The organism is Marinomonas colpomeniae, from assembly GCF_014803385.1.
Lineage (GTDB): Bacteria > Pseudomonadota > Gammaproteobacteria > Pseudomonadales > Marinomonadaceae > Marinomonas > Marinomonas colpomeniae.
In genome coordinates, this window is sequence record NZ_JACYFC010000004.1 from 236623 (window position 1) to 249718 (window position 13096).

Here is a 13096-nt window from a genome sequence, read left to right on the forward strand (position 1 = left end):
CTTTCTAAAAAATACCACGTTATTTCATAGCTTAACTTATATCATTATCGAGTAGGAAGAGGGCGATTCACTAGGCCTGTACCATCTTTGTTGAATAAGTAAACATCTTCTTTCTTAATGCCGACTTTAATACTTTCACCGTGGCGGGTTAGGTTTGAACCACTTACTTCAATGGTTAATGTATGGTTTTCGAATTGACCATAAAGATACGTTAGTCCACCTAAATGTTCTGCAACATCGATCATTATTGGTAGTGTAATATCCGCTTCTTTAAGGTTTTCTTTTACATGTTCAGGGCGAATGCCAAGTTTTACGATCTCATTTTGAGAGACGCTTTCCCCATTTAGTTGAAGTTCGATGCGTTCTCCATGAATCTCAATAACGGCTAAGTTTTGATGGTCGATATCGATAATTTTACCTTCGATAAAATTCATTTTTGGTGAGCCAATAAAACCAGCAACAAACTCATTAGCAGGATTATGATAAAGCTCTAAGGGTGAACCAACTTGTTCTATTCTTCCATCCCGTAAAACAACGATTTTATCCGCCAATGTCATCGCTTCTACTTGGTCATGGGTAACATACACCATGGATGCTTTTAATCTATTGTGCAATTTTGCGATTTGAATTCGCATATCAACACGTAATTCAGCATCTAAGTTTGAAAGTGGTTCATCAAATAAAAACACTTCAGGTTGACGAACAATGGCACGACCAATTGCCACCCTTTGCCTTTGACCACCAGAGAGTTGCTTAGGTTTACGATCAAGCAGCTCATTGAGTTGCAATATGTTTGCAGCATTAGATACTTGCTCTTTAATTTGTTCGGGAGCAACACCATTCATACGTAAACCAAAGCTCATATTCTCTTCTACAGTCATATGAGGGTAAAGAGCATAGGATTGAAATACCATCGCCACACCACGATCAGCGGGTGCAACATTATTCATATTGATACCGTTTATCTCTAACGTGCCATCGGTGATGTCTTCTAATCCTGCAATGAGTCTAAGAAGCGTAGATTTACCGCATCCTGACGGGCCGACAAAAACAACAAATTCACCGTCTTCTAGGTCTAGATTGACGCCATAGATTGTTTCTATTTCATTAAATTTTTTGATGACATTTTTTAATTTTATTGTTGCCATAATTTTTCCCTAGTCTCAAGCGGAGGCCATGGCCCCCATTCTGATGGATACTTTCACACAAGCCTCTTTGACTAATGCTTGAAAGTGTTGAAAACGTGAGTCGTCTACTCTAAATTTTGGTGCGGTAATACTCAGTGCGGCAATCGGTTCATTTCTATGGTTTAGAATGACGGAAGCAGCACATTGAATTCCTTCTTCATGTTCTTCTAAGTCTAATGAAACTCGGCTTGCACGAATCTTATTAAGCTCATTAATCATGTCTTCTTCGTTAGTAATAGTCGTACTTGTATGCTTGAAAAAAGACTGTTCTTTTAACGCTTTTGCGAGGGTACCTTCATCTAAAAATGCCATCATGGCTTTACCTACGCCTGTGCAATAGGCAGGGCCTTTTTTACCAACAGCAGAGAAGAGACGTAAGCTTTTTTGGCTCTCTAATTTGTCTATATAAATCACTTCACCTCGATCCAATACCGCTAAGTGAATGGTTTCACCCGTTTCGCTCCAAAGGTGTTTCATTTGATCTGCGGCGATATCTCGGACATCGATTTTTGACCAAGCTTGATGGGCTAATTCCAAAAGCCCGTAACCTGGATGATAAAGTTGAGTCACTTCATCAAAACGAACCAAGCCTTTTTCAGTTAATGACATCAAGGTGCGATGAGCGGTCGCTTTCGGTAAATCTGTTTTTTCTACTAGATCAGCAAACCGTAAAGGCACAGAAGCCATACAAACATGTTGCAAAAGGCTTAGAGCCTTATCTAATGACGATCCTCCGCTTTTGTTTTCTGAGTCGGTCATGACTTTATCCTTTTCCTGTCTAATGTTTGGTTCTTTATTTTGGTTAGGAGCATCGAGCCAAAATAATAATTTGAATTGAGTATTGCAAAAAATGGAACTTTATTCCATTATTTTATTCGTTGTCTGAATCTAACGATCCAAACTAATTAATAAAATAAAAATAAAGAGGTACGTGAGCCATGCAAAATTTGCATAGCAAGCAGCAAAAATGGATGCCAGTGGTTTTTCTTGCCCCTGCAGTTGTCTTATTTACTGTTTATGTGATGTTTCCTATTCTTCAAAGTATCTGGTTGAGCTTTTATGAGTGGGACGGTCTCGGTGAAAAAACTTTTATAGGTTTTAGTAACTATCGTGAGCTTTTTGATGATTATCAATTCTGGGTTGCATTAAAAAACAACCTGTATTGGATGGTTTTCTTTATGCTAGCGCCACCAATTGGTTTGGCCATTGCGCTTTTTCTAAACCAAAAGGTTATGGGCATACGTTTAGTTAAATCGATGTTTTTCTTTCCTTTTGTCCTTTCTCAAGTGGTTGTTGGTCTGGTTTTTTCTTGGTTTTATGATCCTTCTTTTGGTCTTTTTAATAAGGCGATTGGTTTGTTTGGAATGGAGCCTGTCGCCGTGTTGTCTGATGAAAATTGGGTGACATTTGGCATCATAGTGGCAGGTCTTTGGCCACAAATAGCTTACTGTATGATTTTGTACCTCACGGGTTTAAATAATCTTAGTCCCGACCAAATTGAAGCTGCGCGTTTAGACGGTGCGCATGGTTGGAAAATGTTGCGATTTGTCATTCTCCCGCAGTTGCGACCAGCTACCTTCATTGCTGTCGTGGTTACTGTTATCGGTGCGTTGCGTAGTTTTGACTTAGTAGCAACCATGACCAGCGGTGGACCATTTGGTAGTTCAAGTGTGTTGGCTTATTTCATGTACGAACAATCTATCTTTAACTATCGGGCGGGTTATGGTGCAGCGATAGCAACCGTTTTGTTCGTGATTATGGATATTTATATTGCCTACTTTTTGTGGCGCATGTTGAAAAGTGAGAAAGCCTAATGTTTCCTACACCTATAGAAAAAAAATCTTTGCCATTCAATATGACCTATCGGGTTGCCATCTGGGTTGCCTTGTTCCTTTGGTTGTTGCCACTTATTGCAGTGTTAATGACATCGGCTCGTTCGGTTGCAGATATTAATGCTGGTAACTATTGGGGGATTCCATCTGAATGGATGTTGTTTGAAAATTACACCTTGGTTTTTACTGAAACCCCCATGCTACGGTACTTATTGAACTCCATTTTAATTACGTTACCTGCTGTATTTGGTGCTGTGGCTTTATCTACCTTGGCTGGTTATGCATTGGCAAAATTCAAATTCCGCGGAAGTTTAGCGTTATTCGCCGCCTTTATTGCGGGCAATTTTGTCCCTTTCCAGATTCTGATGATCCCAGTACGTGACTTAACGATTGGTATGGGGTTGTATGACACGGCTTCGGGACTCATTCTTTTTCATATCGCTTTTCAAACTGGCTTTTGTACCTTGTTTATGCGGAATTTCATCATCGGCTTACCTGATGAATTGATTGAAGCTGCAAGAGTCGAAGGTGTCAGTGAACTGAAAATTTTCTGGTACATCGTATTACCTCTTGTTCGTCCTGCTTTGGCCGCTTTGTCTGTATTGATTTTTACCTTTATTTGGAATGACTATTTTTGGGCGTTGGTGTTAGTTCAAAGTGATGAGGTGCGCCCAATTACAGCAGGAATTAGCGCCCTAAAAGGTCAATGGTTAGCGTCTTGGCAGCTTATTGCGGCGGGTTCTATCGTGGCGGCGTTGCCTCCCGTGATTTTATTCTTCGCTATGCAACGCCACTTTATCGCTGGTTTAACACTGGGTGCGACAAAAGGTTAACGATGATGAAAAACGAATCGCATATGAACTTTTATCGACAAGATCAGCAAGATAAAACCTTGGTGATAGCATGCCCGCAAGACGGTGCGCCCGAGCTTGTGTATTGGGGAGATGCTTTACCTACTGCTACATCGCTTGGAAATTTGTATTTGGCTCAACAAATGGCTGTTCCTCAAGCGATGCTAGATCAGCCAGCGACAATGAGTTTGGTTCCTGAAGCAGGTCGAGGTTGGTTGCAATCGCCTGCTGTAGAAGCCAGTTCAACAGGGCGTCCAGTTTGGTCTGCTTGTTGGTCATTGGTGGCTGTTGAAGAACAGACGCTAGGCTTTTCTATCTACTTAGATGATAAGGTCGCCGCCTTGTCATTGGTCTTAGAAATCGGTTTGCTTTCTTCTGGTGTGTTGCAGCAAAAACTGACACTGACGAATCAAGGCGAAGACGATGTAACCGTGCAGCGTTTAGCTTGTACGTTGCCTGTCATGAGCCATCTAACAGAGCGACTTAGCTTTTATGGACGATGGTGTCAGGAATTTCAGCAAGAGCGTAGCGATTGGCAATCGACTTGGTTGCAAGAAAACCGCAGTGGTCGAAACTCTCATGGGAATTTTCCGTCTGTTATTGTCGGTGAAAAAGGCTTTGGTGAGCAGCAGGGTGATGTTGTTGGAGCGCATCTGGCTTGGAGTGGTAATCATAGGCTAAAAGCTGATTACACCATAGAAGGGCATCGTTATTTGCAGGCAGAAGCTCTGTATTTACCCAGTGAAATTGTCTTATCAAAAGGCGAGAGTGTATCAACGCCTGATTTTTTGGCAAGCCACAGCACTGCAGGCTTAAATTTGATGAGCCAGTATTTTCATCAAGAAGCACGCCAGCGTTTACAGATCAAAAAACCTCGTCTTGTGCACTTGAACACGTGGGAAGCATTTTATTTTGATCATGATGTTGTTCAGTTAAAAGCATTGGCCAAAGAAGCGGCTGACGTAGGGGTTGAACGTTATATTTTGGATGATGGTTGGTTTCGTGGTCGTAATGATGACACTTCAGCATTAGGGGATTGGTTTGTCGATCAGGCCAAATACCCTGATGGGCTAATGCCTTTGATTGATTACGTGAAAGGGTTAGGAATGGAATTTGGTCTTTGGTTTGAGCCTGAGATGGTGAATCCTGATTCTGATCTTTTTCGAGCTCACCCAGATTGGGTATTGCAACTACCGCAATACAACGCCGTTTTAGGGCGCAATCAGCTGGTATTGAATTTAGCGAAACCAGAAGCCTACCACTATATTCGTGAGCGTTTGTTTTCACTCTTTAATGACTATCCTATTGATTATGTGAAGTGGGATATGAACCGTGATTACACTCAACCTAGTGGCGATATTGCGCCACAAGCTCATGCTCAAATAGAGGCATTGTATCGATTACTTGGGGAGTTAAATCAAGCATTCCCTAATATGGAAATTGAAAGCTGCTCATCGGGCGGTGCTCGAGTCGATTTTGGTATTTTACAGTTCACCAAGCGTTTTTGGGCTTCAGATTGCAATGACGCATTAGAGCGTCAGGGTATTCAGCGTGGTTTTAGTTATTACTTTCCACCAGAAGTGATGGGGTCGCATATTGGGCCTGACCAAAGCCACACTACCAGCCGAATTCACGATGTCGCTTTTCGAGCTGGCACTGCGATGCTAGGGCATCTGGGAATCGAGTGGAATCTATTGACGGCAAATGCTGAGCAAAAAGTAACGATTGCTCGCTGGTTGTCTCATTACAAAGCATGTCGTGAAGTGTTACACGAAGGAAACAATTGGCGCTTACCCAGTGCTGATGGTCGAGCTCAAACACAATGGGCTCTGAGCCAAGATAAGTTAAAAGGTGTGGCTGTCTATAGTCAGCTTTCGATGCCAAAACAAGCTCAAACCTTGCTGGTTCGTTTACCTAATTTATTACCAGATCAGCTCTATCGCATTGAAGTATTAGAGCACAGTCCACTTCCTAGTCATCTTATGAAAGCCTTGCCTAAATGGTGGGGCAAGCCTCTTATTTTAAATGGTGCCAGTTTGAGCCAGATTGGCTTGCAATTGCCAATCTTAGACCCTGAATCCCTTATTTTATTAACAGTTCAAGCTGTAGTTAGTTAGCAAGTGATAGTTAGCAAACTGTAGCCACGGCGGAGAATACCTAAATGAGTAATAGCGAAGATAAAAATAAAAAACCATTACGCAGTCAACAATGGTATGGAAAATTGGATAAGGACGGCTTTATTCACCGCAGTTGGATGAAAAACCAAGGTTTGCCAGATCACAGTTTTGATGGTCGCCCAATCATTGGTATTTGTAATTCTTGGAGTGAATTGACCCCTTGTAATTCCCACCTTCGTGAGTTGGCGGAGTATGTAAAGCGCGGCGTATGGGAAGCGGGCGGTGTACCTCTGGAGTTTCCTGTTATGTCATTGGGTGAAACTCAAATGAAACCGACAGCAATGCTTTTTCGCAACTTGATGAGTATGGATGTGGAAGAATCCATGCGTGCTTATGGCATGGATGGCGTAGTGCTGTTAGGTGGTTGTGACAAAACCACACCTGCTCAATTAATGGGCGCTTGTTCGGTTGATCTACCGACTATCGTTGTGTCATCTGGTCCTATGTTAAATGGTAAATATCGCGGTAAAGACATTGGCTCTGGTACTGATGTTTGGAAGTTCAGCGAGGCCGTACGTGGCGGTAAAATGAGTTTGAACGAATTTATGCGAGCGGAATCAGGTATGTCTCGTTCTCGTGGTACTTGCATGACGATGGGCACCGCATCGACTATGTCTTGTTTGGTTGAAGCCTTGGGTATGTCATTACCAGAAAACGGCACTTTGCCTGCGGTAGATGCGCGTCGTCAAGCGTTAGCTCATCTCACTGGTGGACGTATCGTTGAGATGGTAAAAGAAGATCTTAAGCCTTCAGATATTTTAACCAAGTCTGCCTTTGAAAATGCGATCCGAGCGAATGCGGCCATTGGTGGTTCGACGAATGCTGTGGTGCATCTATTGGCTATTGCTGGTCGTGTTGGCGTCGATTTAACCCTAGATGATTGGGATCGTATAGGAGCCAAAATCCCTTGTTTAGTCGACTTGATGCCTTCAGGTCGATTCTTAATGGAAGATTTTCACTACGCCGGTGGTTTCCCTGCTCTGATTCAGCGTTTGAGCCATCTGTTTGATATGACAACGAACACCGTCTGTGGTGCCAGTCTTGGAGAAATAACCCAAGGAGCCGAATGTTTTAATGAGGAAGTCATTCGCCCACTTGATAAGCCATTACGTGACAATGCGGGGATTGCGATATTACGCGGTAATTTGTCACCACAAGGTGCGATTATTAAGCCCAGTGCCGCAACACCAGATCTGCTCCAGCACACTGGTAAAGCAGTCGTCTTTGAAAATATCGAAGATTATAAAGCACGTATTGATACTGCTGAACTGGACGTTGATAAAGACTCCATTCTTGTATTGAAAGGTTGTGGACCAAAAGGTTATCCCGGTATGCCAGAGGTCGGCAATATGGCGTTACCGAGTAAGTTATTAGAGCAAGGTGTTACGGACATGGTGCGTATTAGTGATGCACGCATGAGTGGCACTGCATTTGGTACGGTTGTATTACATGTCGCACCTGAATCGACAATGGGCGGGCCTTTGGCTTTAGTAGCGAATGGCGATGAAATCACGTTGGATGTCGAAGGTCGTGGTTTGCATTTGCATATTTCAGATGAAGAAATGGCACGTCGTAAAGCAGCATGGCAACCAGAAGAAAGTGAATACCATCGGGGTTACGCAAAACTCTATATCGATCATGTTATGCAAGCCGATCAAGGTGCCGATTTGGACTTCCTTGTTGGCAGCAGTGGTTCGAAAGTGAGTAGGGAGTCTCATTAATGACAAATAATAAAAATAATTCGATTTATCCCAGTTTGGTCGGGCGACACGCATTAGTAAGTGGTGGCGCTTCCGGTATTGGTGAGGCGTTAGTCAGAGCGTTAGCACAGCAAGGTTGTTTAGTTAGCTTCTTTGATATTGATCAAGTGGCAGGTAATGCCTTGATGGAAGCGCTAAACAAACAAGGTTATCAGGTGCATTTTGACCTTATTGATTTGACTCAAATCGAGACGCTTAAAGACACCATTCACAGCCGTATATCAGAATGGGGTGCAATTCGTATTCTGGTGAATAATGCGGCAAATGATCAGCGTCATACCTTGCAAGAAATGACCTCTGAACAGTTTGATTTGTGTATGTCTGTGAATTTGAAACATCACTTTTTTGCTGCGCAAGCGATTGCTCCCACTATGGCTGAAGCGGGCGGCGGCAGTATCATCAATATGAGTTCTAACTCATGGATGTTAGGGCTGGCGGGTTACCCTGGTTATGTGACAGCAAAAGCCGGTATTTCAGGTTTAACGAAAGGCTTGGCACGAGAACTTGGCCCACAAAAAATTCGTGTTAATACGGTATTACCCGGTTGGGTTATGACGGAAAAACAAAAACGTTTGTGGCTAACGCCAGAGGCTGAAGCTGAATTGATGGTTCAGCAGGCGTTAAAAGAAAAAATTCAGCCAGAAGATGTGGCAGATTTGGTTTTGTTTTTAGGTTCTGATGACAGTCGCATGATTTCAGGTCAAAGCCTAGTCATTGACGGAGGGCGTTTATAATGAACTCTTCAAAATCTGATATATGCAACTCTGATGAGCAAGCTCATTTTATTGCGGTTGATTGGGGAACGACCAACTTGCGCGCCTTCTTGATTAACAAAAATGGTCAAGTACAGGCTCAACGTGACAATGATCGAGGCATGTTGGAACTGGATGCCTGTGAATTTGAAGCTGTGTTGTCCGATTTATTAGGCAACTGGTTAACACCTGATTTGCCCATTTATATGGCTGGCATGGTGGGTAGCCGTGGTGGTTGGGAAGAAGTTCCTTATCAGCAATGTCCTATTCAGTTAGGTGATTTATCAAAGCATCTTTACTGGCTAAAAACCTCTTTGCCTAATCCTATTGCCATTGTTCCTGGGTTGCAGGGCGTGGGTGTTGCAGGACTACAAGATGTCATGCGTGGTGAAGAAACTCAGTTGCTAGGGGCGATAGATTGGCTTGAAGCTCGACATCCTAGTGACGACAATCCTGTTTTCTGTTTGCCTGGGACCCATTGTAAATGGGTACAAGTTGAAGGCGGTACAGTGTCACAGTTTTCGACCTCTATTACAGGAGAGTTGTTCGCTCAGTTAAACAATGAGTCCAGCTTGGTGAAAGGGTTACCAAAATCTGACGTTTTTAATGAAGTCGCTTTTAATAAGGGCGTGTTAGCCAGCCAGCAAGCGGGTGGAATATTACACCATTTATTCAGTGCGCGTAGTCGTTTTGTGTGTGGCGAATTAGCCTCAAATGAAGTGCGTGATTATCTCTCTGGTGTTGTTATTGGTCACGATGTAAACGATGTCTTGTCTTCATTAAGTATACCGAAAAGTCCTGTCATTATTATAGGCAGCCAAGAGTTAAGTGAACGCTATGCATTGGCACTGTTATCTCGTGATCTAAAGTCTGAATTTCTATCCGCAAATGACGCCAGTATTCGTGGATTAAAACGCTTGGCAAATAGCCAAATTATCTCTGACGCTGTTTCTAGTGGGGCTAAATAATATGAAGCACTCTTTTGATTCGTTAATGCAAGAATTCCCTATGGTTGCCATTTTACGAGGTGTTGAAAAGGATGAAGTGGTTGAGCATGCTCGTGTTTTGATTGAGGCTGGTTTTCGTTTGATTGAAGTGCCACTAAACTCGCCTGAACCTTTTGACAGCATACGATTATTGCAAGATACCTTTGGTGATGATGCTTTGATTGGTGCTGGCACTGTTTTGACTATGGCGCAACTCACTGAACTGGTTGCAACAGGTGCTGGCCTGATGGTTAGTCCTCATACAGATCCTGAATTAATAAAAGCCGCTAAAGTGGCTGGTTTATATGCTATGCCCGGTTTTTTCACTGCCAGTGAAGCGTTTGCAGCCTTGCATGCCGGTGCTGATGCGGTGAAGTTGTTTCCAGCGGAAGCCTTGCCAACGATCAATGTTGTGAAAGCATTGGGTGCGGTTATTCCTGCTGATACTTGGTTGTGTCCTGTGGGTGGCGTGACGCCAGAAAATGTTTCTGATTATTTGAATGTGGGTGCCCGTGGTTTTGGTTTGGGTTCTGCCTTGTATAAAAAAGGCCAATCAGTAGCAACAACCAAAGCGAATGCGCAGGCATTCATGATGGCGTGGAAAGCTTATAAAAATAACGCTTCTGATACTGTTGGAGGAAAAGTATGAAGCAAATAAGCGTTCAGAGACATCAATTAGCAGAAGGACCGTTCTGGAGCCAATCTGAACAGGCTTTATATTGGGTCGATATTCCTGCTCGCCAAGTCTGGTGTTGGCATCAAGACACAAATATAACTCAGCATTGGGATTTGCCACAAAAAGTGTCTGCCGTGTTTACGACACAAGGTGACCGTTTGTTGGTGACGTTAGCTGACTCTGTTGCTTACCTAGATAAAGTAACTGGCGAATTAGAGTATTTGTGTGAATTAGACACAGATGTCATTGGTAATCGTAGTAACGATGCTAAGTGTGATCCAAATGGAACACTTTGGGTTGGCACTATGGACGATGCTGAAAAATCAGCTTCTGGCCGTCTTTGGAAAATCACCTCTGTTGGGCAGAAAACGCTTATGTTAGAAGGCGTTGGTATCGCCAATACCTTGGCTTGGGATGAGACTCTAGGCCGATTTTACTTTGGTGATTCTATGGCTCGAAAAATCCACGCTTTTCCTTATCCCGAATTCCATGACGTACGTAGTCAAACGCCTTTTTTAGAAGTTGAAGAAGGCATTGGCGCGGATGGCTCTTGTATCGATTTAGAGGGTTGCCTTTGGAATGCGCACTGGAATGGTTCCCGCGTTGTACGTTACAGCCCTGAAGGTGAGGTGTTGCAAACGATTGAATTACCTTTCTCAAAACCGACGAGCTGTGTATTGGGCGGGAAAGACGGAAAAATCTTATTTATCACTTCTGCATCGGTTGCTACGAATGCAGAAGATCTGGTGAATCAACCTCTCGCTGGCCATGTTATCGCTATTGACGTTGATGTGTCAGGTGCGCCCAGTCAATCGTTTGCAGGAGCGTAAAGAATGAAATTAGGTGTTTGTTATTATCCTGAGCATTGGCCAAAACAACGCTGGGTTGAAGATGCACAACATATGCAACGCATTGGAATTGAGTATGTTCGTATCGGCGAATTCAGTTGGAGCACAATAGAACCCAAGTCAGGCGAATTACACTGGGAGTGGCTGGATGAGTGTTTAGATGTTCTTCATGCCCATGGTTTAAAAGTCATTTTAGGTACACCAACGGCAACACCACCAAAATGGTTAGTGGATCGACATCCTTCTATGCTTGCAACAGATGAACAAGGTCGTGTACGTGGTTTCGGATCTCGACGACATTACACTTTCTCCAGTCTTGAATATCGTGAAGAGTGTCATCGCATCGTAACCATCATGGCAGAACGTTATGGACAGCATCCTGCGGTAGTGTCTTGGCAAACGGATAATGAATATGGCTGCCACGATACTATTTTAAGCTATGGCGAAACCGATTTAACGGCGTTTCGTCTATGGTTATCAGATAAATACGGAACCGTTGATGCGTTAAATAAGGCATGGGGGAACGTTTTCTGGAGCATGGATTATCGATCCTTTGACGAAATTGAACTGCCTAATTTAACCGTGACAGAAGCGAATCCTTCTCATCGATTGGATTTTCAGCGCTGTTGTTCAGATCAAGTCGTTGCGTTCAATAAACTGCAGGTCGATATTTTGCGTCAATATTCGGCTGGCCGTGATCTGGTTCATAATTATATGGGATTCTTCACTGCATTTGATCACCACAAAGTCGGTCAGGATTTAGACGTAGCGAGTTGGGACACTTATCCATTAGGTTTTCTAGATCAAGAATCCATTTATAGAAACGAAGAAAAACAGACCTATTTACGTGTCGGTCATCCTGACTTTGGTGCTTTTCACCATGATTTGTATCGAGGTTGTGGTAAAGGGCGTTTATGGATTATGGAGCAACAACCAGGGCCTGTGAATTGGGCGCCACATAATCCGACGCCAGCTGATGGCGCAGTACGCTTGTGGACTTGGGAGGCTTTTTCTCATGGGGCTGAGATGGTGTCTTATTTTCGTTGGCGCCAAGCCCCGTTTGGACAAGAACAGATGCATGCTGGCTTGTTGAGACCCGATGCCAAAGAGGCTGAAGCCGCACAAGAAGCCGTACAAGTTGCCAAAGAAATCAACATGTTATCAGCCGCGATGGAGATGGATAAAGATGAACTGATGTCTCTGCCGAGTTCAGGTAAGGTTGCTTTGATGTTTGATTACGATGCCTGTTGGTCACTGGATATTCAGCCTCAGTCTCGTGCCTATCGTTATCTTTTCTGGTGCTACCGAATTTATGAAGCCATGCGTGAGTTAGGTTTATCTGTAGACATCATTTCCAGCCATGCATCATTGGATATGTATGAACTGCTCGTGTTGCCTGCACAAGCACACATTTCGTCAGACTTGGAAAATAGGCTACATGCTTATAAAGGCATTTTATTAGCAGGTCCAAGAACAGGAAGTAAGACAGACAGCTATCAAATTCCTGAAAATCTTGCACCGGGACCGTTATCCACTTTGTTGCCTTTAAAAGTCGAGCGAGTAGATGCCTTACCTGAACATACTCAACCCGCTGTATCTGGTCGTTGGGGCAAAGGGAATTTAAAACATTGGCATGAACAAATTAGTACAGAGTTGCCTTGTTTATTAAAAGATGATTCTGGTAACCCTGTATTGATGGGCTCTGAACGTCATTTTTACCTTGGGTCGTGTCTAGATAATGATTTATTAAAAACAAGTTTGGCTAAGTTAGCCGAAAAAGCCGAGTTACCTACTTACTATTTACCGGACGGAATTCGGGTTCGAGAGAGAGGCGATGTGATTTTTGTTTTTAATTATGGTGTTCGCTCAATATCTTTTGAACCAGAAGGTGCTGAGTTGGTTGTTGGTAATAAAAATATAACCACTGCTGGGGTGGCGATTTGGAAAAAATTGAAAGATCAAAGAAAACATATAAAAAAATAAACTGAAACTAAGTTTCGTTTCTTGATTATATGAATGATTTGTTT

11 protein-coding genes are annotated in these 13096 nt (G+C 43.1%); 9 read left to right on the forward strand and 2 right to left on the reverse strand.

The annotated features are described in order from the left end of the window. Positions 1-44: 44 nt before the first annotated feature. Together IF202_RS13110 and IF202_RS13115 are read right to left on the reverse strand one after the other, a co-directional pair. Positions 45-1148, reverse strand: coding sequence for an ABC transporter ATP-binding protein (locus IF202_RS13110; RefSeq protein ID WP_191595370.1), 1104 nt, complete (start codon positions 1146-1148; stop codon positions 45-47). Between the two features lie 15 nt (positions 1149-1163). Continuing rightward, a complete protein-coding gene (locus IF202_RS13115; RefSeq protein ID WP_191595371.1) occupies positions 1164-1946 on the reverse strand; it encodes an IclR family transcriptional regulator in 783 nt (260 codons plus the stop codon). 179 nt (positions 1947-2125) lie between these two features. Here IF202_RS13115 and IF202_RS13120 point away from each other — a divergent pair, with 179 nt between their 5' ends. From IF202_RS13120 to IF202_RS13160, 9 genes are read left to right on the forward strand one after another with little or no spacing between them, the layout of a single operon-like run. Then, entirely contained in the window at positions 2126-3001 is an 876-nt protein-coding gene (locus IF202_RS13120; protein ID WP_191595372.1) for a carbohydrate ABC transporter permease, read from the forward strand. Then, positions 3001-3852 carry a carbohydrate ABC transporter permease gene (locus IF202_RS13125; RefSeq protein ID WP_191595373.1) on the forward strand — a complete coding sequence of 284 codons (852 nt, stop codon included), beginning with the start codon at positions 3001-3003 and terminating at the stop codon, positions 3850-3852. Before IF202_RS13120 ends, IF202_RS13125 begins: the two co-directional genes overlap by 1 nt. Then, the gene (locus IF202_RS13130; RefSeq protein ID WP_235963520.1) at positions 3738-5987 is read left to right on the forward strand and encodes an alpha-galactosidase; all 2250 of its coding nucleotides are present in this window, start codon (positions 3738-3740) and stop codon (positions 5985-5987) included. Before IF202_RS13125 ends, IF202_RS13130 begins: the two co-directional genes overlap by 115 nt. 44 nt (positions 5988-6031) lie before the next feature. Then, the gene (locus tag IF202_RS13135) at positions 6032-7768 is read left to right on the forward strand and encodes an IlvD/Edd family dehydratase (RefSeq protein ID WP_191595374.1); all 1737 of its coding nucleotides are present in this window, start codon (positions 6032-6034) and stop codon (positions 7766-7768) included. Next, a complete protein-coding gene (locus tag IF202_RS13140) occupies positions 7768-8541 on the forward strand; it encodes an SDR family NAD(P)-dependent oxidoreductase (RefSeq protein ID WP_191595375.1) in 774 nt (257 codons plus the stop codon). Before IF202_RS13135 ends, IF202_RS13140 begins: the two co-directional genes overlap by 1 nt. Then, on the forward strand, positions 8541-9527 hold the full coding sequence (locus tag IF202_RS13145) for a 2-dehydro-3-deoxygalactonokinase (RefSeq protein ID WP_191595376.1): 987 nt from the start codon (positions 8541-8543) through the stop codon (positions 9525-9527). Before IF202_RS13140 ends, IF202_RS13145 begins: the two co-directional genes overlap by 1 nt. Before the next feature lies 1 nt (position 9528). Then, positions 9529-10194: a 2-dehydro-3-deoxy-6-phosphogalactonate aldolase gene (locus IF202_RS13150; RefSeq protein WP_191595377.1), complete on the forward strand. Its 666-nt coding sequence runs from the start codon at positions 9529-9531 to the stop codon at positions 10192-10194. Beyond that, on the forward strand, positions 10191-11051 hold the full coding sequence (locus IF202_RS13155; protein WP_191595378.1) for an SMP-30/gluconolactonase/LRE family protein: 861 nt from the start codon (positions 10191-10193) through the stop codon (positions 11049-11051). The genes IF202_RS13150 and IF202_RS13155 overlap by 4 nt, the downstream gene beginning before the upstream one ends. A 3-nt stretch (positions 11052-11054) precedes the next feature. After that, on the forward strand, positions 11055-13052 hold the full coding sequence (locus IF202_RS13160; RefSeq protein WP_191595379.1) for a beta-galactosidase: 1998 nt from the start codon (positions 11055-11057) through the stop codon (positions 13050-13052). The last annotated feature ends 44 nt before the right edge of the window (positions 13053-13096 follow it).

What these genes read in the sequence shown, in the direction of transcription:
- IF202_RS13110 (WP_191595370.1), bottom strand. Translation starts at nt 1,148, where the DNA reads ATGGCAACAATAAAATTAAAAAATGTCATCAAAAAATTTAATGAAATA.
- IF202_RS13115 (WP_191595371.1), bottom strand. Translation starts at nt 1,946, where the DNA reads ATGACCGACTCAGAAAACAAAAGCGGAGGATCGTCATTAGATAAGGCT.
- IF202_RS13120 (WP_191595372.1), top strand. Translation starts at nt 2,126, where the DNA reads ATGCAAAATTTGCATAGCAAGCAGCAAAAATGGATGCCAGTGGTTTTT.
- IF202_RS13125 (WP_191595373.1), top strand. Translation starts at nt 3,001, where the DNA reads ATGTTTCCTACACCTATAGAAAAAAAATCTTTGCCATTCAATATGACC.
- IF202_RS13135 (WP_191595374.1), top strand. Translation starts at nt 6,032, where the DNA reads ATGAGTAATAGCGAAGATAAAAATAAAAAACCATTACGCAGTCAACAA.
- IF202_RS13140 (WP_191595375.1), top strand. Translation starts at nt 7,768, where the DNA reads ATGACAAATAATAAAAATAATTCGATTTATCCCAGTTTGGTCGGGCGA.
- IF202_RS13145 (WP_191595376.1), top strand. Translation starts at nt 8,541, where the DNA reads ATGAACTCTTCAAAATCTGATATATGCAACTCTGATGAGCAAGCTCAT.
- IF202_RS13150 (WP_191595377.1), top strand. Translation starts at nt 9,529, where the DNA reads ATGAAGCACTCTTTTGATTCGTTAATGCAAGAATTCCCTATGGTTGCC.
- IF202_RS13155 (WP_191595378.1), top strand. Translation starts at nt 10,191, where the DNA reads ATGAAGCAAATAAGCGTTCAGAGACATCAATTAGCAGAAGGACCGTTC.
- IF202_RS13160 (WP_191595379.1), top strand. Translation starts at nt 11,055, where the DNA reads ATGAAATTAGGTGTTTGTTATTATCCTGAGCATTGGCCAAAACAACGC.